Origin of the sequence: Methylobacter sp. (assembly GCF_023227905.1) — a bacterium.
In the GTDB taxonomy this organism is placed as follows: Bacteria; Pseudomonadota; Gammaproteobacteria; order Methylococcales; family Methylomonadaceae; genus Methylobacter_A.
In genome coordinates, this window is sequence record NZ_JALOCF010000001.1 from 91,654 (window position 1) to 110,361 (window position 18,708).

The 18,708-nt window shown below is 49.1% G+C and carries 17 protein-coding genes; 4 read left to right on the plus strand and 13 right to left on the minus strand.

The window, feature by feature from the left end:
* Positions 1–24: 24 nt before the first annotated feature.
* Complete coding sequence (gene gloB / locus M0R47_RS00450) at positions 25–789, plus strand: hydroxyacylglutathione hydrolase (RefSeq protein WP_292548873.1); 765 nt, start codon at positions 25–27, stop codon at positions 787–789.
* A 160-nt stretch (positions 790–949) separates the two neighbouring features.
* Here gloB and lysS read toward each other — a convergent pair whose 3' ends face one another.
* From lysS to M0R47_RS00485, 7 genes are all read right to left on the minus strand, one after another.
* Positions 950–2,449 (minus strand): lysine--tRNA ligase, encoded by a 1,500-nt coding sequence (gene lysS / locus M0R47_RS00455; protein ID WP_292548875.1) that lies wholly within the window; start codon positions 2,447–2,449, stop codon positions 950–952.
* Between the two features lie 29 nt (positions 2,450–2,478).
* Positions 2,479–3,577, minus strand: a protein-coding gene (prfB, locus tag M0R47_RS00460; RefSeq protein ID WP_292548877.1) for a peptide chain release factor 2 whose coding sequence is annotated in 2 segments (ribosomal slippage) — positions 2,479–3,501 and positions 3,503–3,577 — 1,098 coding nt in all. Because the reading frame shifts where the segments join, the coding sequence is not laid out codon by codon here.
* Between the two features lie 142 nt (positions 3,578–3,719).
* Positions 3,720–4,472 (minus strand): SAM-dependent chlorinase/fluorinase, encoded by a 753-nt coding sequence (locus M0R47_RS00465; RefSeq protein WP_292548879.1) that lies wholly within the window; start codon positions 4,470–4,472, stop codon positions 3,720–3,722.
* Positions 4,469–5,428 carry a tRNA 2-thiocytidine(32) synthetase TtcA gene (gene ttcA, locus M0R47_RS00470; RefSeq protein ID WP_292548881.1) on the minus strand — a complete coding sequence of 320 codons (960 nt, stop codon included), beginning with the start codon at positions 5,426–5,428 and terminating at the stop codon, positions 4,469–4,471. Before ttcA ends, M0R47_RS00465 begins: the two co-directional genes overlap by 4 nt.
* A 119-nt stretch (positions 5,429–5,547) precedes the next feature.
* Positions 5,548–6,771, minus strand: coding sequence for a beta-ketoacyl-ACP synthase I (fabB, locus tag M0R47_RS00475; protein WP_292548883.1), 1,224 nt, complete (start codon positions 6,769–6,771; stop codon positions 5,548–5,550).
* An 11-nt stretch (positions 6,772–6,782) separates the two neighbouring features.
* Positions 6,783–7,298 carry a 3-hydroxyacyl-[acyl-carrier-protein] dehydratase FabA gene (gene fabA, locus M0R47_RS00480; protein WP_292548885.1) on the minus strand — a complete coding sequence of 172 codons (516 nt, stop codon included), beginning with the start codon at positions 7,296–7,298 and terminating at the stop codon, positions 6,783–6,785.
* Positions 7,299–7,380: 82 nt separating this feature from the next.
* Positions 7,381–9,327 (minus strand): transglycosylase SLT domain-containing protein, encoded by a 1,947-nt coding sequence (locus tag M0R47_RS00485; protein ID WP_292548887.1) that lies wholly within the window; start codon positions 9,325–9,327, stop codon positions 7,381–7,383.
* Between the two features lie 58 nt (positions 9,328–9,385).
* Here M0R47_RS00485 and M0R47_RS00490 point away from each other — a divergent pair, with 58 nt between their 5' ends.
* From M0R47_RS00490 to M0R47_RS00500, 3 genes are all read left to right on the plus strand, one after another.
* On the plus strand, positions 9,386–11,263 hold the full coding sequence (locus M0R47_RS00490) for an ABC transporter ATP-binding protein (protein WP_292548889.1): 1,878 nt from the start codon (positions 9,386–9,388) through the stop codon (positions 11,261–11,263).
* A 75-nt stretch (positions 11,264–11,338) separates the two neighbouring features.
* The gene (locus M0R47_RS00495; RefSeq protein WP_292548891.1) at positions 11,339–12,172 is read left to right on the plus strand and encodes a PHP domain-containing protein; all 834 of its coding nucleotides are present in this window, start codon (positions 11,339–11,341) and stop codon (positions 12,170–12,172) included.
* Between the two features lie 40 nt (positions 12,173–12,212).
* The gene (locus M0R47_RS00500) at positions 12,213–12,641 is read left to right on the plus strand and encodes a YcgN family cysteine cluster protein (RefSeq protein WP_292548894.1); all 429 of its coding nucleotides are present in this window, start codon (positions 12,213–12,215) and stop codon (positions 12,639–12,641) included.
* Here the strand turns inward: M0R47_RS00500 and M0R47_RS00505 are convergent, their stop codons facing one another.
* The 6 genes from M0R47_RS00505 to M0R47_RS00530 form a co-directional block, all read right to left on the minus strand.
* The gene (locus tag M0R47_RS00505) at positions 12,642–13,178 is read right to left on the minus strand and encodes a flavin reductase family protein (RefSeq protein ID WP_292548896.1); all 537 of its coding nucleotides are present in this window, start codon (positions 13,176–13,178) and stop codon (positions 12,642–12,644) included.
* Positions 13,179–13,393: 215 nt separating this feature from the next.
* Entirely contained in the window at positions 13,394–14,227 is an 834-nt protein-coding gene (locus M0R47_RS00510; protein ID WP_292548897.1) for a putative phage abortive infection protein, read from the minus strand.
* Between the two features lie 22 nt (positions 14,228–14,249).
* Positions 14,250–14,696, minus strand: coding sequence for a poly-beta-1,6-N-acetyl-D-glucosamine biosynthesis protein PgaD (gene pgaD, locus M0R47_RS00515; RefSeq protein ID WP_292548899.1), 447 nt, complete (start codon positions 14,694–14,696; stop codon positions 14,250–14,252).
* The gene (pgaC, locus tag M0R47_RS00520) at positions 14,693–16,021 is read right to left on the minus strand and encodes a poly-beta-1,6-N-acetyl-D-glucosamine synthase (RefSeq protein ID WP_292548901.1); all 1,329 of its coding nucleotides are present in this window, start codon (positions 16,019–16,021) and stop codon (positions 14,693–14,695) included. Before pgaC ends, pgaD begins: the two co-directional genes overlap by 4 nt.
* 61 nt (positions 16,022–16,082) lie before the next feature.
* Positions 16,083–18,113, minus strand: a complete 2,031-nt coding sequence (gene pgaB / locus M0R47_RS00525; protein WP_292548903.1) for a poly-beta-1,6-N-acetyl-D-glucosamine N-deacetylase PgaB — start codon at positions 18,111–18,113, stop codon at positions 16,083–16,085.
* Positions 18,114–18,228: 115 nt separating this feature from the next.
* Complete coding sequence (locus tag M0R47_RS00530) at positions 18,229–18,477, minus strand: PA3496 family putative envelope integrity protein (RefSeq protein ID WP_292548905.1); 249 nt, start codon at positions 18,475–18,477, stop codon at positions 18,229–18,231.
* Between the last annotated feature and the right edge of the window lie 231 nt (positions 18,478–18,708).

Genomic DNA, 18,708 nt, shown 5'->3' on the forward strand with positions numbered 1-18,708 from the left:
CGCTCCCTACCTTGACTTAAAAACATGTTAACCATCCTGACACTCCCCGTCTTAAACGATAATTACATTTACCTGATTCACGACCCTGTATCGGGCAAAATCGCCGCGGTAGACCCTGCTGCCGCCCAGCCGGTCCTGGACGTTTTAAATCAAAAAGGCTGGCGATTAACTTACGTCCTGAACACTCATCATCACGGAGACCATGTCGGCGGCAATCTGGAGCTGAAGCAAAAAACCGGCTGCACGGTGATTGCTCCCCTTTCAGATCGGCATAGAATCCCCGGTATCGATCATGGCGTTGTTGACGGCGATGTGATTATGCTGGGCCAGCATTCAGTCAGGGTTATCTCGACTCCGGGGCACACCAGCGGTCATGTGGTTTATCATTTTGTAGGCGACAACCTGCTGTTTTGCGGGGACACCTTGTTTGTCATGGGTTGCGGCCGGTTGTTTGAAGGCACGGCGGAGCAAATGTGGCATTCGTTACAGAAATTGAAGGCGTTGCCCGGATCGACTCAAATCTATTGTGCCCATGAATACACGCAAACCAATGGTCGGTTTGCGTTAACGGTAGAGCCCGATAACCGGCATTTACAGCAAAGAATGGATGTTATCAATCAGCAGAGGGCGAAACATTTGCCGACGGTGCCGTCGACGATAGAGCAGGAACTGGCGACCAATCCGTTTTTCAGGGAAGATAGTTTGGAACTACAGAAAACCGTTAAGATGGAAAATAAAAAGCTGGTGGAAGTTTTTGCGGAAGTCAGACGATTAAAAGACAGTTTTTAATTAAAATCATAAAGATGCACCACGAACGACTGCATGGATGGATGATGGATGGATGCAGGAGGTAGAGCAATGCAGGAGCGGTTGCCGAGGCACGAAGAACACGAAGTTTATATTTTTTCTTCATGCTCTTCGTGCCTTCGTGGTGAACTAATCTATACCCTTAACCCTTAGGCCTCATATGCGGGAACAACAACACATCGCGTATTGAAGGCGCATCGGCAAACAGCATGACCAAACGGTCGATACCTATGCCCTCGCCTGCTGTCGGCGGCATGCCGTGTTCCAGCGCGACGATATAATCGGCATCAAAGTGCATCGCTTCGTCATCGCCGGCCTCTTTTTCTTCGACCTGTTTCTGGAAGCGCGCGGCCTGGTCTTCGGCATCGTTCAGCTCGGTAAAGCCGTTGGCGATTTCCCGCCCGCCGACGAAAAACTCGAAGCGATCAGTGACATGCGGATCGTCATCATTACGTCTTGCCAATGGCGATACTTCAACCGGATACGCGGTGATAAAAGTCGGATTCATCAACCGGCTTTCCACGGTTTTTTCAAATATCTCGATCTGGATTTTGCCCAAACCGTAACCGTCCTTGACCGGGATATTCAGCTTCTTGGCGACTTCAACGGCCGCTTCACGCGTGGCGATATTCTCCGCCGTTAAGTCGGGGTTAAAGTGCAGGATAGACTCGAACACGGTCATGCGGTCGAAGGGCTTGCCGAAATCGTATTGCTCGCCTTGATAGGTAATCAGGGTTTGCCCCAGCACTTCAATCGCAACGCCGCGCAACATGGCTTCGGTTAAGTCCATTAATTCGTGGTATTCCGCATAAGCCTGATAAAACTCCAGCATCGTAAACTCAGGGTTATGACGCGTCGATAAACCTTCATTGCGGAAGTTGCGGTTGATTTCGAACACCCGCTCAAAACCGCCGACAACTAGGCGCTTTAAATACAACTCCGGCGCGATACGCAGATACAGCTCCATGTCCAGCGCGTTATGGAAGGTCGTGAAAGGACGCGCCGTTGCTCCGCCTGGAATCATTTGCATCATCGGCGTTTCAACTTCCAGGAAACTACGCTCAATCAGGAATTGGCGAATATAAGCGACGACCTTGGAACGGATCAAAAAGGTGTTGCGCGATTGCTCGCTCATGATCAAATCCAGATAGCGCTGTCTGTATTTGATTTCCTGATCGGCAATGCCGTGGAATTTTTCAGGCAGCGGCCGCAAGGCTTTGGTCAGCAGGCGGATGTCATCGACCTTGACGCTGAGTTCGCCAGTCTGTGTTTTAAATAATGTGCCTTCTGCGCCGACGATATCGCCGATATCCCACTTTTTGAACTGCTCGTTGTAAAAACCTTCCGGCAGTGTGTCGCGGGTCACATAAAGCTGCATTTTTCCGGACATATCCTGAATATGGCAGAAACTGGCTTTGCCCATCACCCGGCGGGTCATCATCCGCCCCGCCAATTTCACACGCATGGGCTCGGCTTCGAGTTCTTCCTTGGATTTTTCGTTGTATTCAGCCAGCAATTCGCCTGCAACGACATTGCGGCGGAAATCGGTAGGGAAAGCAATACCGCCGTTTTCACGCAACTCATTCAATTTGCTGCGGCGTTGCCTGATTTGTTCCTGTTCGTCGTGCTCGATTTCTGACATTTTATTTTTAACTCTTTGTTTTAATAATTTTATAAGCCGCTCTTCAAGCTGGCTTCGATAAACTGATCCAGGTCCCCATCCAGCACCGCCTGGGTGTTGCCTGTTTCGACGCTGGTACGCAGATCCTTGATCCGCGATTGGTCCAGAACATAGGAGCGGATCTGGCTGCCCCAGCCTATATCCGACTTGGTATCTTCCAGTGCCTGGGCCGATTCGCTACGTTTGCGCATTTCCAGCTCGTACAACTTGGCTTTCAACTGCTTCATCGCGGTGTCCCGGTTCTTGTGCTGTGAACGGTCGCTCTGGCACTGTACGACAATACCGGTCGGGTTGTGGGTCATACGCACAGCCGATTCGGTTTTGTTAATGTGCTGGCCGCCCGCGCCGCTGGCACGGTAAACGTCGACACGGATATCGGCGGGATTGATGTCGATGTCGATGTCATCGTCGATTTCCGGCGATACGAACACCGACGCAAACGAGGTATGGCGGCGATTGCCCGAATCAAATGGCGATTTCCTGACCAAGCGGTGCACGCCGGTTTCGGTACGCAACCAGCCGAAAGCATATTCACCTTCAAACTTGATCGTGGCGCTTTTGATCCCGGCCACGTCGCCTTGCGATTCTTCGATCAATTCGGTTTTAAAGCCCTTGCGCTCGCCCCAGCGTAAATACATGCGCTCGATGATCGAAGCCCAGTCCTGAGCTTCGGTGCCGCCGGAGCCGGACTGTATGTCCAAAAAGGCGTTGTTGGCGTCCATTTGCCCGGAGAACATGCGGCGGAACTCCAGGTCTGCGACTCTTTTTTCAAAGTGCTCCAGATCATCGACGACGGTTTCAACCGTTTCTTCATCGTCTTCTTCAACCGCCATCAACAGCAATTCTTCTGCATCAGCGAGGCCGCGCTCCAGATCATTAATGGTGTTAACGATGACTTCCAACTGGCCACGCTCTTTGCCTAAGGCTTGCGCTTCTTCCGGGTTATCCCAGATTTTCGGGTTTTCCAGCTCCCGTAAAACTTCAACTAAACGCTCGCTCTTGACGTCAAAGTCAAAGATACCTCCTAAGGGCATCGCCACGGCTTTTTAAGTCGGCTATTTTGTTTTTGATCGGATTTATTTCTTGCATGAGGTGTATTTAACCAATGACAGTCGAGACCAAACGCGCGTACGAACGCCGGTCGATAAAAACTTTAGAGGAAGAGATTATAAACTATAAGCGAAGCCCGTTCATCCCAAGTTACCGGCTTATGCCTATTGGGGCGGCGACTTTAACTCAGCCACCTGCTATCAAACGACGAAAAACCGATTTGCATCCCCAGCCTCAGGGCCAACTGCTGTTCCGCGCGGCCTTTATTAACCGCAATTTCGACCAGGCCGCTGGAGTTTTTATACCAGAACGCCTGCTGTTCTCCGACATCGCCGAAAGCACCGGCCTGTTTGATTGCCGTACCGTTGATGGTTAGAGTCTTGCCGCCGTAGGTTTCTTGATAGCGCAATCCGGTCATCGCATTGCCGTAATGATCGAAATAAATCACTTCTGCTAAATCGTGAGGCCAATCGCTTAAATCATTGCGGTCAAACGGCTGCAATAAATCCTCTGCGGCGCTGACAGCCAACTTTGCGGCAACGGGGGCGAATAGATCCCTGCCATGAAAGCTCATCGAACAAACTTTCGGTTTCCAGGTAATTTCCGACCATTGCGCGTTTTGCGCCTGGACGGCGACGGTATTGAACAAGCCGTTATCCGGCCCGACAAAGATTTGTCCGTCAGCGTGCAAAACAACGGCTTTGCGTTCGCCGCCGACGCCCGGATCGACCACGGCCAGAAAAACGCTGTTTATTGGAAAACTGTGCCGTAATGCGGCCAATAGATAAGAGCTTAATCGGGGATCAGCTGTCGGGGCATTACTCAGCAAATTAATGACAGGTATGTTCGGCGCTGCCTGTAATAACGCGGACTCCATTTGCCCGACATAAGGGCCGGACGGCCCGAAATCGGTAAAAAGGATGATGCAGGTCACTGCGCGAGCACGTCCAGTCCGGCATTCGCCGCGCCAGTTTCCGACTGGCTATCGGCATACGCACCATCCCTGGCGATCGCCGAACCTGCTCCCGGCAGGTTTGCGGCATACACACCATCCCTGGCGATAAATGTTACAGCCTGTTCTTCAACGGCTTGCTGGCTGCGTGTTAGCCCGGCAAAATCAAATAGCTTCGTATCAGCCAATTGTGAAGGCGCGACATTTTGCAGACTGGTGAAAATGGTTTCCAGACGTCCCGGAAACTGCTTATCCCAGGTTTTTAACATGGCTTTCATGGCCTGGCGCTGCATATTTTCCTGAGAGCCGCACAAGTTGCACGGAATAATCGGGTAATTTTTAAATGCCGCCAAGCGTTCAATCTCTTTCTCACGGGTATACGCCAGAGGCCGGATGATGATATTTTTCTTGTCGTCGCTTAACAATTTAGGTGGCATCGCTTTTAATTTGCCGCCGTAAAAAATATTCAGGAAAAAGGTTTCAAGAATATCGTCGCGATGATGCCCCAAGGCTATTTTGGTGACATTGTTGGCTTCGGCATAACCGTACAAGGTGCCACGCCGCAAACGCGAACACAGCCCACAGGTAGTATTGCCCTCGGGGATAACCCGCTTGACCACGCTATAGGTGTCTTTTTCGATAATATGATACGGCACGCCTATCGATTCGAGATATTCCGGCAATACATGCTCGGGAAAACCGGGCTGTTTCTGGTCCAGGTTGACTGCAATCAGTTCGAATTCAACCGGCGCGGTCTTTTGCAAGTGCATCAGGATGTCCAGCAGGGTAAAGGAATCCTTGCCCCCGGATAGGCACACCATGACCTTGTCGCCATCTTCGATCATGTTGTAGTCGGCAATCGCATCGCCGACCGTGTGCCGCAATTTCTTTTGCAGCTTGTTAAATTGGGTTCTGGATTTTTGGTTTGGATCTGACATGGTCAGAGATATGAATATTTGAAAGGAAAGATAAAAGCTATCACCACGAAGGCACGAAGAGCACGAAGAATTAAAAACTTCGTGCTCTTCGTGTCTTCGTGGTGAACAAAATTTTTTTGTTAGCCGTTGTAACGCTGGAAAATCAGTGTAGCGTTGGTGCCGCCGAAACCGAAGCTGTTCGACATGATCGTGTTTAGCGTAATGTTGTCTTTACGCTCACGCACTACCGGAATGCCTTCCGCGCCCGGATCAAGCTGGGTGATGTTGGCCGATGCGCTGAGGAAGTTTTCTTCCATCATCAACAACGAATAAATCGCCTCATTAACACCTGCTGCGCCTAATGCGTGACCCGTCAGTGATTTTGTCGAGCTGACTAACGGTACGCTATCCTGACCGAACACTGTGCGCAAGGCTTCAAGCTCTTTGGTATCGCCGACCGGCGTACTGGTGCCGTGAGCATTGATGTAATCGATCTTGCTGCCGCCGATAGTCGCCATCGCCTGCTGCATGCAACGCACCGCGCCTTCACCCGAAGGTTGAACCATGTCATACCCGTCTGAAGTTGCGCCGTAACCGGTTAGTTCCGCATAGATTTTCGCGCCGCGCGCTTTGGCATGTTCCAGCTCTTCAATCACCAAAACACCGCCGCCGCCGGAGATAACAAAGCCGTCACGGGTTTCATCATAAGGCCTTGAAGCTGTGGTCGGCGTGTCATTGTATTTGGAAGATAACGCGCCCATCGCGTCAAACAACATCGACATCGTCCAATGCACTTCTTCGCCGCCACCGGCAAACACGACATCCTGCTTGCCCATCTGGATTAATTCCATCGCATGGCCGATACAATGCGCGCTGGTCGCACACGCTGAACTGATCGTGTAATTGACGCCTTTGATTTTGAAAGGCGTTGCCAGACATGCAGTATTGGTGCTGGACATGCTTCTGGGCACCATATAAGGCCCCACTTTTTTGATGCCTTTATCACGCAATATATCCGCGGCTTCAACAATGTTTGATGTAGAAGGACCGCCGGAACCCATTACCAGGCCAGTCCTGAAATCTGAAACTTCTGATTCACCCAGACCGGAATCATCAATCGCTTGCTGCATGGCAATATAATTGAACGCTGCGCCATCGCCCATAAAGCGTTTTATTTTACGGTCGATAAATTCGTCTAAATCTATATTGACAGGTCCGTGGACATGGCTACGGAAACCCATTTCCTTATAAACGTCTGCAAAGGCAATTCCTGAACGGCCTTCCTTTAGCGAATCGACAACTTCGGCTCGATTATTCCCTATACTGGAAACAATGCCTAGACCGGTGACTACGACTCTTTTCATTGTTAGTGCCTCTAAAAATCTTCTGTGGAAGTGAATAGACCAACCCGTAAATCGGTAGCCTCATAAATCACTTTGCCATCGACTTCCATGGTGGCATCAGCTATACCCATAACCAACTTCCGCATTATCACTCTTTTTAAATTGACCCGATAGATCACTTTCTTGGCAGTGGGCAGCACTTGTCCGGTAAATTTAACTTCACCGACCCCTAAAGCGCGACCTTTACCGGGCCCGCCCATCCAGCACAAAAAGAAGCCAACCAACTGCCACATAGCGTCCAGCCCCAAGCAACCGGGCATTACAGGATCGCCCTGAAAATGGCAGTCGAAAAACCATAAATCAGGCGTTATATCCAGCTCAGCAATAATCTCGCCTTTTCCGTATGCGCCGCCTTCATCCGTAATAAGCGTAATACGATCCATCATCAACATATTCGGTAAAGGCAATTGCGCATTTTTAGGCCCGTACAACTCTCCCCTGCCGGACTTCAACAATTCTTCGCGCGTAAAACTGTGCTGTTTACCCATACTCTTTATATACCTTAACGTGGTTATTATTATTATAAATTGTGCATTATCTAACAGACACCAAAAAAAATCAGCTCAAATTTTAGCCGGGCAGTACGTCAAGCATCAACTCCTTTATCTTCAACGCCTTCCTTTGCATGAGCTGCTGATAAATAATGGCATAAGAAAGCACCGAAGTTACATATTTCCTGGTTTCCTTATAAGGAATGGTTTCTATCCAAATATCAGCCGGTACGGACGCGACACTCGGCAACCACTTCGCAACTCGCCCCGACCCGGCATTATAAGCCGCAATAGCCAACGCAAAATGCCCATGAAACCGCCTTAGCAACTGCTTATAATAAAAAGCGCCATACCTGACATTAACATCTGGATTAAACAGGCTGTTGTCCGACAGCCATTTTTCCTTCAAATCGCGGGCTATCTGCATCCCTGTCCTGGGCATAACCTGCATTAAGCCACGCGCGCCAACGGCTGATTCGGCATCTTTATTGAATATGCTTTCCTGCCGGATCAGGCCAAAAACAATGGCCGGATCAAGATTATGCAAGGAGGCATTATTGTGAACCTGACTCGCATAATAAACGGGGAACCGCAACGCTAAATCATCCCAATAATCCGCTTTAACCAGTGTAGTAATAGCCATTTGGTCTTTGTGCCATTGCTGAGCCAATTTGGCAGCGACCATACGCCGCTCCTTGCTCAGCTTTTTTACCGCGTACCACCATTGTCGTTCAGCCTCTTGATCCCTGTTCAGCAAATTAAGCTCCCGGACCACTTTAAAGTCGGTTTCATTGGCCAACTTTTCCAGTTCATTTTCCGCCAGAATAACCGGCTTATTGGAAAACTGATAAGGCTTATGGACATTATCCGCGGCCAGGAACCCGTAAAAGCTCCGGTCTTCAGCAAGCTTAGCGTAGACATTTTGCGCCTGTAACGCATCTCCGGCTTTTTCCAGTGATCTAGCCAGCCAGTATTGCCATTTGGGCTCCTGCCGCTCCTGGGCCGTCAAGCCCGCCAGCGCTTCGGCGACATGCTGCCAGTTTTGTTCAAACAAAGCCGCCCGAACTTTCCATTCATTAACTTCCGCATCAGCAGCCGGCAATTGACTAAGACGGAAATAAGCGGCCGGATTACGGTTGTGCGCCAAGCTAAGTGCAAGGCTGCGCTCCAATTGCAAAACAGTCTGCGCATCTATCTGGAAAGCGTGTTTTTTATCGTCCCAAAGTTGAATAGCCATGCTTAAATCAGATTTTGCCAACCGATGTATGCCATGAGCGAAAAGCCGCCCCATTTGCGGACTTAAAAAGCCGCCATTTCCGATCAGGGCCGGCTTTTGATGAACCCGCAGCCATATATCGGCAACATCCTGATCTGCGCTACCCATCAGGCGACGTACGTATTCGGCCACCGAGACATTATCTTTGTTCAGAGCCAACTCAAAACGTTGCCAGATAAGCTCCCGTGTAAAGCCGGACGACATCATCAATTCCGACAACAGCGGATCGCATTCTTGCGGCAGAGAGTCCCCGGTCACCCACACATGTCTGGCTTCATTTAATGCCTGCTGCTGATTGCCTGTCTTATAGAGTGCCAGGTTGTACTGGCATTCAAGGGCTGTAGGTGCAGAGGCCTCCGCCGCGCCAGTTCCTGACTGGCCAGCGGCATACACTCCATCCCTGGAGATATAGTAGCGGATAAAATCGTTCCAGCGCTCATTCTTAGCCAGGTAATCCAGCCATTTGGATCGCAATAACCCAGCGTAACGGGTTGATTTGTATGCCGCTAAAAAAGACAGAATCTGGTCATCTTGCTGTAAATTCTCTTTCAGCCATTGGTATTGCAGATAAGGATATAACGGGTAATCGGTCAAGGCAGCACTGGCGCTCATGAATGCCGCATCATTGCCTTGAGCAAGCAGTTTTTCGGCTTGTAAAAAATCATTTCTTTGCCGGTCGAGCGTACTGCCAAATACTGCATCGGAAAAAAGAAGCGGATATATCAACGCAATCCACGCTACATATTTCATATTTCACTCACAGTAATATATTCCTAAAGATGTTTCAGACAGATATAATCAAGCGCTCATGAAAACATCCCTATCAAATCCCGCGCAACCAAAGCAAACTCCTCAACCCTACAGTTGGAGTACTATCTACCAGATTGCTTTGGAACACAAAAAAGAACTGATTATTTCTCATTTTATCGCCATTTTGGCAACCATTGCCAGCGTTCCGGTACCGTTGCTGATGCCGCTACTGGTCGATGAAGTTTTATTGCATAAACCCGGCATTATTATTCAAACAGTCAACCTGCTGTTTCCTGTAGCCTGGCAACTTCCGATTCTTTATATCAGCGTTATATTGCTGATCAGCGTGATCCTGCGCATTATCGCGATCATTTTCAACATTATTCAATCCCGACAATTTTCCTGTATTGCCAAGGATATTGTGTTCCGCATCCGCGCCAACCTGATCGGACATTTGCAAAATATTTCCATGTCTGAATACGAGAGTCTCGGCACCGGCACGGTGGTGACCCATCTGGTCAAAGACCTCGACACCATCGATACGTTTATCGGCACGACCGTCAGCAAACTGCTGGTAGCCGCCCTGACCGTTATCGGCACTGCGGTTATTTTATTATGGATGCACTGGCAATTGGGCCTGTTTATCCTGCTGCTGAACCCCGTGGTAATTTATCTGACCCGCGTGATCGGCTCGCGCGTTAAGGACCTTAAATCCAAGGAAAACTCCGCCTTTGAAGTTTTCCAGCAATCCCTGACCGAAACCCTGGAAGCCATCCATCAAATACGCGCCAGCAATCGCGAAAAGCATTATTGCCAGCAGCTGATTGAATCGGCGCGCTCCGTTAAGGACTCTTCGACCGCTTTCGCCTGGAAAAGCGATGCAGCGACACGCATGAGCTTTCTGGTATTCCTGTTCGGCTTCGACATATTCCGCGCCTGTGCGATGCTGATGGTGTTTTATTCCGACCTCAGCATCGGGCAAATGCTGGCCGTGTTCGGTTATCTGTGGTTTATGATGGCTCCGGTGCAGGAAATCCTGAGCATCCAATACGCTTTTTATGCCGCCAAAGCGGCGCTGATCCGCATCAACCGGCTTAACGCGCTGAAACAGGAACCGCATTATCCTCACCTTGAAAACCCGTTCTTAAATAAAAAAACCGTGTCTTTGCGTGTAGAAGACCTGCATTTCAGCTATAGCGATGACCAATTCGCCGAGAGTGAATTGGCATTTACCCGCGGGGTGCCGGGCAGGACAGACCGGCATGAAAAAGTGCTCGACGGCATTTACTTAAAAATCCCAGCCGGTGAAAAAGTTGCGCTGGTTGGCGCCAGCGGCGGCGGTAAATCGACATTGATACAAACCCTGATCGGCCTGTACCCGCCCAACCGCGGCCAAATTTATTTCGATGAAATTCCGATCGATCGCATCGGCCTGGAAGTGGTCAGGGAAAATGTTGTCACCGTACTGCAACACCCCGTCCTCTTTAATGACACCATCCGCGCCAACCTGACTTTGGGTAAAACCGCTAGCGATGAGACCTTGTGGAATGCGCTGGCTATCGCGCAGTTAAACGACGTCGTGCAGGATCTGGACAAAGGACTTGATACCATTGTCGGCCGGCTGGGCATGCGGCTTTCAGGCGGCCAGCGGCAACGCATGGCGATTGCCAGAATGATCGTCGCCGATCCCAAAGTGGTGATATTGGATGAAGCCACCTCGGCACTGGACAGCGAAACAGAGCACAAATTGCATCAAGCGATGGCTGAATTTTTAGAAGGCCGCACCACCATCATCATTGCCCACCGCCTGAGCGCCGTTAAACAGGCCGATCATGTTTATGTTTTTGAGCAAGGTAAAATCTGCGAACACGGGCAACACGAAACCCTGCTCAGCCAAAACGGCCTTTATGCAAAACTTTATGGTGAGTACCAGTAACAAAGCTTAAAGGCGCAAGGAAAAATCAATATCCTTAAGCCGCCTTTAACCCTGCTACTTTAAGCTAGAAAAACTATGACCGAACATTACGACCTACACTGCCACTCTACCGCCTCTGACGGCGCATTATCACCGACAGCCTTAGTGCAACGCGCTCATCAATGCGGCGTCACCTCGCTGGCTTTAACCGATCACGATACGGTCGCAGGACTCAACGAAGCACAAGCCGCGGCAGACACAGTAGGCATTAAATTAATTCCAGGCATTGAATTATCAACCAGCTGGCAGAACAAATGTTTTCACATTGTCGGACTGGGCATTAACCCTATGCATCCGCCGCTGGCCGAGGCCACCCGCAATCTGCAACTCATGCGCATTGAACGCGCCGAGAAGATCGCCGCTAAGCTGGAGAAAAAACGTATTTTCGGTGCACTGGAAGCCGTCAAAACAGCCGCCGGAGACGGCATGATCACCCGCTCTCATTTCGCCGATTTCCTGGTTTCGCAATTTCATGTTTCCACTCACCAGGACGCTTTCGACCGTTATCTCGGCTCTGGAAAAGACGCTTATGTGGCGACGGCCTGGGCCGAACTGGAACTGGCGATAAGCTGGATTAGCGAATCCGGCGGCGTTGCGGTGCTAGCGCATCCTTTGCGCTACAATCTGACTGCCAGCTGGGTGAAACGCTTACTAACGGCATTCAAGGAAGCCGGAGGTGCAGGCATAGAAGTCGTAACCGGCCGCTGTAACAGCGACGAAATAAAACTCGTTGCCCGTTATGCAACACACTTTGACCTGGCCGGCTCGGTCGGTTCCGACTTTCACAACCCGGCCAACCAATGGGTGGAATTAGGCAGGCTTGCGCCCCTGCCTGAGAACATCAAACCTATATGGGAACTGCTTAATTAAAGCCCAGCCGTAACCTCAGTCCGTTAACGAGAACTGCCACATGAACTTTTGGGAAACCAAGAAACTATCTGAAATGACCACCGAAGAATGGGAGTCATTATGCGATAACTGCGGCAAATGCTGCCTGCATAAACTGGAAGACGAAGACACCGGCGACATTTACTTTACCAGCGTCGTCTGCAACCTGATCGACCTGGATACCTGCCGCTGCACCCGCTACACCGAACGCACTCAATTAGTCCCTGAATGCCTGGACTTAAAACAACACGATTTTGCCGAATACAACTGGCTGCCCGCAACCTGCGCTTACCGCTTATTAAGCGATGGCGAACAGCTTCCGGCCTGGCATCCCCTTTTATCGAAAAGCGCCGATAGCGTTCAGGATGCAGGCGTTTCAATCAGCAGCTATGCGATGAAAGAATCTGAAATTGATGATCTGGAAGATCATATTATTGAATGGCTGGATTAACTATTTCATCTTGGACGGCAGATGGATCGTCTCGCCGGCAACCATGAACGCGCCTTCGCCTAGATGGTGAATCGTCTGCGGATGTTCTTTTCGAGGATCAATCCAGGCTTTAATAACTTCAAGGATAAAGAGATTGTATTGGGGAACCATCTTGTCATCGATAACCCGGCATTCCAGATTGGCATAGCATTCATCAATCAGCGGCGCATTAATGCTTGAGGCGACCGCTGGCGTCAGCCCAAACTCCTTGAACTTGTCGACCGTTCGCCCTGACGTATTACCGCAGCCCACTACCTGTTTCGACAGCTCCACCGTTGGGATATTGATGACGCATTGCTTGGTTGCTTTCAATATATCGAATGTGTAGTTCCTGTTGCTGATTACGCAACCTACCAGCGGCGGCTCAAACTCCAACATCGTGTGCCACGACATAGTCATGATATTCGCTCGCCCTTCTCTGGCGGTCGAAACCAGCACAACCGGCCCCGGCTCAAGCAGACCATAGACCCTAGACAAGGGAAAGGATTCTTTCGACATATCAGCACCTCTTATTTTGTGATAAGCGTGTTATAGACAGCCTTTTATCTCACGATAGATAGATTATAAGAGAATATAGGTTGGACAACAGCTTTTCCTTGCCTAATATGCCGATATCCGGTGTGGAACAGCTAGAAAACCAGAAATCCATCAACATATTAAATACAGAAATGTTGGGCATAAACAGCACGCCCAACTCACAAACATAGGATAAACTAGTTTATTACAGAGCCTAAGATTTGCTTTTTATGAGGATACTCGTCACCAAAAGCAGAACTTTGATAAAACTCTATATCAAGCATTGAAGATAAAGCCTTATATGGGACATGCTTTAGCAGGGCATATTTTTCAATCAAGGGTGTAAATTTCGAGTCATCATGATAAATACAGTTATACAGCAGTATTAATAGCTCTTGACCCGAAAGTTGAGCCCGCACTATATTTGTATAGTGCTTTTTATCTTTAACATGGGAATTATTAACAAATTTAATTACGTTATATAGCGAACGAAAATAATGACCAAATTCACCTTCATATTTTGTCCATAGTTTTAAGTAAGCCGCATTAATTTGTTCATACCGCTGCTCACTATCTACTTGCTCGGCATCTTTAGCGAATAACGGCTTATAGCGTTGCCATGCCATCATGAAACAATCCCTACCCGCCTGAACTTTAACAGCATTTTCACCACCTCCAGTTGTAAAATCTATAGAGTTAAGAAGTTCATTATGAAGCCTCAGCATTTGAAAGAAAGTACCCTCAAAGTTTTGTAGAGTTATTTGTTCATTCTGGGCTTGCATCGTTTCTCTTTGCCCTCGAAGTTCTTCTCTTGTAAGCTCTAACTCTTTTCTTTGTAGGCCGAGTTCATTTTTTTGAAGAAAGATTGTGTAAATCAAGCCAGCAAAAGCAAGGCCAGAAAATAAGGCATTTACTGCCCCGAACATATCACCAATTGTTCCACGATCTGGATTATCTATAAGCAAAAAACCTGACGTCCCCCATATACCTACAATAAAAAAAACTAACACGGGTAATATCCAGCTTTTCATTTTGACTCCATTAATTTAAGGATTACCGATCAATATGCGGATCAAGATGAACGATATGCCCATGATCGTCAAAATAAACGGTAACCACTGCTGCATCCCGGCACTGCTGCAATTCATCGGCTTTGACTTGATAAAATACGCACAGCTCGGTATCGCTGACAATTTTATGCACCGCCGGAAGTATCGCCCTACTCCGCAAGGTGCGGTAGAGAATCCAGCACAACCAGAGCACAACCATGACCAGTAAAGTCGCAACGTAAATCTGCATCAGTTCCAGCAGGCTTTTGTAGCCGCCAAACCAGCGCATTTCATTGATCATCTTTCTATCGCCGAGCACCCAACTGCTCAAAGGGACCAATGGAATCAACAAATAAACCCACATCACCCAACAAACGGCCCAGGCCAATAAAGCGCCCATCCGTTTGTGCAGGCTTTGCAATTGCGGCGCGTTAATAATGTATTCATTCATTTTGCACGTAAACCTCTATCGACAGTGACCCAGATGGCACGTTGCCCGCGCTTCTTTTTTATCGCCCGAACCGAGCCGACGATGGTGGTGCCGACGTTGATCAGCCAGTACACGATCGGATACCAGACCATCCAGTAATAATACCGGGCGACGCCGCCGGTACGGTATTCATATTGCGAATCAATGAACAGGCTGACGCCGAACTGGATTAGACAGGTCAGGCTCAGCAACATACTGGTCCAGTTTGGGCTAAGATCGTGCAGCGACTCATTGGCCGATTCGCTAAACAACGCCACAGGCGCGTACAGCACATGCAACAGGATCAAAAATGCCCAAACGATGCTAATCAGGCATTCGCCGTATAACAGCCACATGCCGCGCGACGACCAGCGAAACAGGCTGCGAAAATAGCGCAGCAACACTTCGGTTCCGCCCTGCGCCCAACGCATCCGCTGCTTCCATAGTCCTTGCAGGGTTTCCGGCATCAATACCCAGCACAAAGCGTTCGGTTCAAAATAGATCGACCAGCCGGCCAGCTGCAACTTCCAGCTGATGTCGATGTCCTCGGTGACCATGTCGTTGCTCCAGTAACCGACATTGTGCAATGCGGATTTGCGGAATGCCGCAATAACGCCGGAGACAGTGAACACTTGCCCGTAAGAGCGCTGCGCCCGCTTGATCATGCCGACGATGGCCGAGAACTCGCCGACCTGAATCCGGCCCAACAGCGTGGAGCGGTTACGGATGCGCGGATTGCCGGTGACCGCGCCGACATTGGGATTATCCTGAAAATGCCGCACCATCCAGGCGATGGCTTCAGGAGCCAACAGCGCATCGCCGTCGATGCAAATCAGGATCTCGCTGTTCGCCAGCAATGCGGCGGTACGCAAACCCATCGCCTTGCCCTGGTTGGTATGCAAATTAACCACGCGAAGCTGGTCATGCTTTTCAGCCAGTTCCTGCAAGATTGCCAGCGTGTTGTCTTTGCTGCCGTCATTAACTGCGATAATTTCAAAATTCGGGTATTTCTGGCGCAGCAAAATTTCCACGGTTTCACGGACATTCTCGCCTTCGTTATAACAGGGTATCAATATGGAAACCGGGGGATAGTCCGTTAATTCCGGCAGGTGTTCTTCATTACCCTGTTGATGCCATTCATGACGAAAATAAAAAATAAGCGCGCCAAACATCCAGATGTAAGCCATAAACAACGGATAGTAATAAACGAATCCTTCGATCACGTCGTCCAAGGGTTCCCATGCAGAAACTAAATCATGCCATTGGGTTTGTAGTAGTGCGGTCAGGTTCTGCAATGAAGTACTCATGGTTTTTCAGGGCAAACGGCATCGCCCACCCTATTCGGGTTAATTAAAACAAAATGCATGATTAAGGCTGGATAGGCAGCGAGAAATGCTGTTGTAAATCCGCGAGGCGCGGCTGATCCTCAAAAACATTGTCCGGATAATAGCCAATGTGTCTGGCGCCCAATTTTTTCAGTAGCTTCAACTGTTCGACAAAAGTCGTCATCGGGACTTTCTGTTGGGCTTTCCAGTCGATCGATTGCAGTTCGAACACGGTCTTTTTAAGGCCATCCGGCTGTTTAGCCGCCGTTTTTACCAGCTGTGTGAGCCACTGCCTGGGGTTTTCAGCCTCTTCCATAAACGGCATGGCTTCGATAGCCACATAATCGTAATGCGCTAAAAAGGACTTAAAAGACTGCGCATACCATTCTTCGCTATAAGGCTTTAACAAAGGCAGCGCATAAAAATTACGCGCCGTCTTTATGCCGGGCCGATAAACGCGCACTCGGCTAGCCAGTTCATCGGTAAACTGGTTAATCAATTCGGTTTTATGTTGCGCCCAAACCATGTGCATTTTGGGGGTTGCATGCAATTGCTCGAATTGATCAGGCAGGCCCCATGCCTGTTTTGCAAAGCTTAGCGCTAGCGGCGATACATCTTCATAATCCGATAAGATTCCGTCGTCATGAAACAAGATGCCGTCAAAATTGCAATGCTTGGCCAGGTCTTCGTAAATTTCAGCCACATACTGGCGCGCTTCAGGGTTGAACGGCGACAGCCGGGTATAAATATGACTGGCTTTTTGCGCCTTGCCGTCCCGCCATTCCTGAACATACCAGGATTCCGGCACTTTGCCTTGATAGGCCATAATCGGCATCCAGGCATACACTTTCACTCTGGCTACGGTTTTTAACTGCCAGGCAACCCGGCTGAATAAATCCTGCTTTACCGGTAAATGACGGTTGGGGAAATATAACGCATCGGCATTGCCATCGCCGTCAGGATCGGCATAGGCCTGTAAGTAAACCGTGTTGATGTGCATGTCTTTGATGCGCTGAACCGCGACATCCAGATTGTGCTCGGTCTGCTCGGGGTCTTCATCGTAAAGATAGTCCATGTCCAGATGCGCTACCCGTAACGGCCGGTCAGCGCGCAGCCCGGTAACAATTTCCGCAAATTGGTTGACGTCGGGATTATCGACCATAATCAAACGACGCAAGGCGCTGATATCCGCCACGGTATTAAAGCCGTCCATCAGCCCCATCGTCATCGGCATTCCGGCTTCACGCGAGGCCTGCACAGTGATTTGATTATATTCGCCATAGGGCCAAACCATCGCCCTGGGCCTGACCCCGGCATGTTGAAAGATGAACTCGGCGCTTTTCAGCAGCGCTGCATTGATGCGCTCGCGGTACTGCTCATCGGTTTCGTAAACCAGCATCGGGTCGTCATACAGCCGGGTAACGGCCGCAGCCTGTGAATTGGCTTGAGGGTTGGCATTCACGCCTTTATGCAAGTCGTAACTGTGCGAGGCGACCTCTACCAAGCCGGACTGCACCATTTCCCTGACCTGCTCCCAGCTGAGCAATGGCTTGCCCGGTTCTTCCGCAGTGACGTTACCGTCCATCCAGGTTCCCACCAAGGCAACCGTGGCCGGATAATGATATTTTTTTAATAGCGGAAAGACGCGGGTATAAAAACTTTGGTAGCCGTCATCGAAGGTCAACAATGCCGCTTTATCGGGCAACGCATCCTTACCTGTAGCGGCATCGAGGATATTTTGTACGCTGACGATCTTGTAGCCTTTGTTTTTCAACCAGTCCAGATGTTCTTCAAGATGATCGACACTGACATCCATGGAATTGAAAGGCGGCTTGGCACCTTCCGCGCCGACGATGTCATGATAATTGAGAACCAGAAAGTGGTGTTCTTGGGCAGATGCAGTGCCGAAAAAACCGATAAGAAAAAACAACAAAAATGCTTTATTTAAGCAATTGACTGCTGCAACAGGTGTAAAAATGACCATGAAATCCGGATTAAAATAAAGAAACTCGCTAACGGGCGACAATATTAACCGAAAAACGTGCAAAGCCGGATTGAAAAATCGGTTAAGCATGATTATGTAGCCGGATATCGACCACAAACCATGCTCAACAGTCTGTTACTGAACAAAAAACCTGTTATTACCCAGCTATGGGTAAACGGCGTTTTGTCCCGTTCATGCTGCTAAATTAAAAATCAAGATCCTCCTCATCAAAATCACCTAGCTGTTCCTGCAGGCGTTTTTTCTCCCAGTACAGTTCAATTTTTCTGCGCGCAGCCATTTTTTTTGCTGCGCGCTCACTTTCGTTAGGAAGCGTTACATAGTCACTGCTCAAACCCAAATCGAAGCCTTCAACATCAAGATCAACATCATCTTTGCTTTTGTCGACACCGGCTTCAGGCGCGGATTTATCTGGAACGGATTTAGATACTTTCATAGTCGTAATTTAATCTAGCCTTAAAAAATGCACTTTTTAATTACTTATGACAAGCTTGTAAAGCGAAATTTTATGCGGCCTTAATAAAATGCCATGATCTACGAAGGCTCCGATATTCATTTGTACAAAAGATCAATCAGTTGGAAGAGCCATAAAGACCAGCACTTTATATTTTATATATGACCGTAATTTTTTGGAATTCATTAAACATATTTTTTACCTCACGACTTT

Bases quoted from the DNA above. Each gene is read 5' to 3' on its own strand.
- fabB (WP_292548883.1), bottom strand. From the start codon at position 6,771: ATGAAAAGAGTCGTAGTCACCGGTCTAGGCATTGTTTCCAGTATAGGG.
- gloB (WP_292548873.1), top strand. From the start codon at position 25: ATGTTAACCATCCTGACACTCCCCGTCTTAAACGATAATTACATTTAC.
- M0R47_RS00530 (WP_292548905.1), bottom strand. From the start codon at position 18,477: ATGAAAGTATCTAAATCCGTTCCAGATAAATCCGCGCCTGAAGCCGGT.
- M0R47_RS00490 (WP_292548889.1), top strand. From the start codon at position 9,386: ATGAAAACATCCCTATCAAATCCCGCGCAACCAAAGCAAACTCCTCAA.
- M0R47_RS00510 (WP_292548897.1), bottom strand. From the start codon at position 14,227: ATGAAAAGCTGGATATTACCCGTGTTAGTTTTTTTTATTGTAGGTATA.
- M0R47_RS00505 (WP_292548896.1), bottom strand. From the start codon at position 13,178: ATGTCGAAAGAATCCTTTCCCTTGTCTAGGGTCTATGGTCTGCTTGAG.
- pgaB (WP_292548903.1), bottom strand. From the start codon at position 18,113: ATGCTTAACCGATTTTTCAATCCGGCTTTGCACGTTTTTCGGTTAATA.
- ttcA (WP_292548881.1), bottom strand. From the start codon at position 5,428: ATGTCAGATCCAAACCAAAAATCCAGAACCCAATTTAACAAGCTGCAA.
- M0R47_RS00500 (WP_292548894.1), top strand. From the start codon at position 12,213: ATGAACTTTTGGGAAACCAAGAAACTATCTGAAATGACCACCGAAGAA.
- M0R47_RS00495 (WP_292548891.1), top strand. From the start codon at position 11,339: ATGACCGAACATTACGACCTACACTGCCACTCTACCGCCTCTGACGGC.
- pgaC (WP_292548901.1), bottom strand. From the start codon at position 16,021: ATGAGTACTTCATTGCAGAACCTGACCGCACTACTACAAACCCAATGG.
- lysS (WP_292548875.1), bottom strand. From the start codon at position 2,449: ATGTCAGAAATCGAGCACGACGAACAGGAACAAATCAGGCAACGCCGC.
- pgaD (WP_292548899.1), bottom strand. From the start codon at position 14,696: ATGAATGAATACATTATTAACGCGCCGCAATTGCAAAGCCTGCACAAA.
- M0R47_RS00485 (WP_292548887.1), bottom strand. From the start codon at position 9,327: ATGAAATATGTAGCGTGGATTGCGTTGATATATCCGCTTCTTTTTTCC.
- fabA (WP_292548885.1), bottom strand. From the start codon at position 7,298: ATGGGTAAACAGCACAGTTTTACGCGCGAAGAATTGTTGAAGTCCGGC.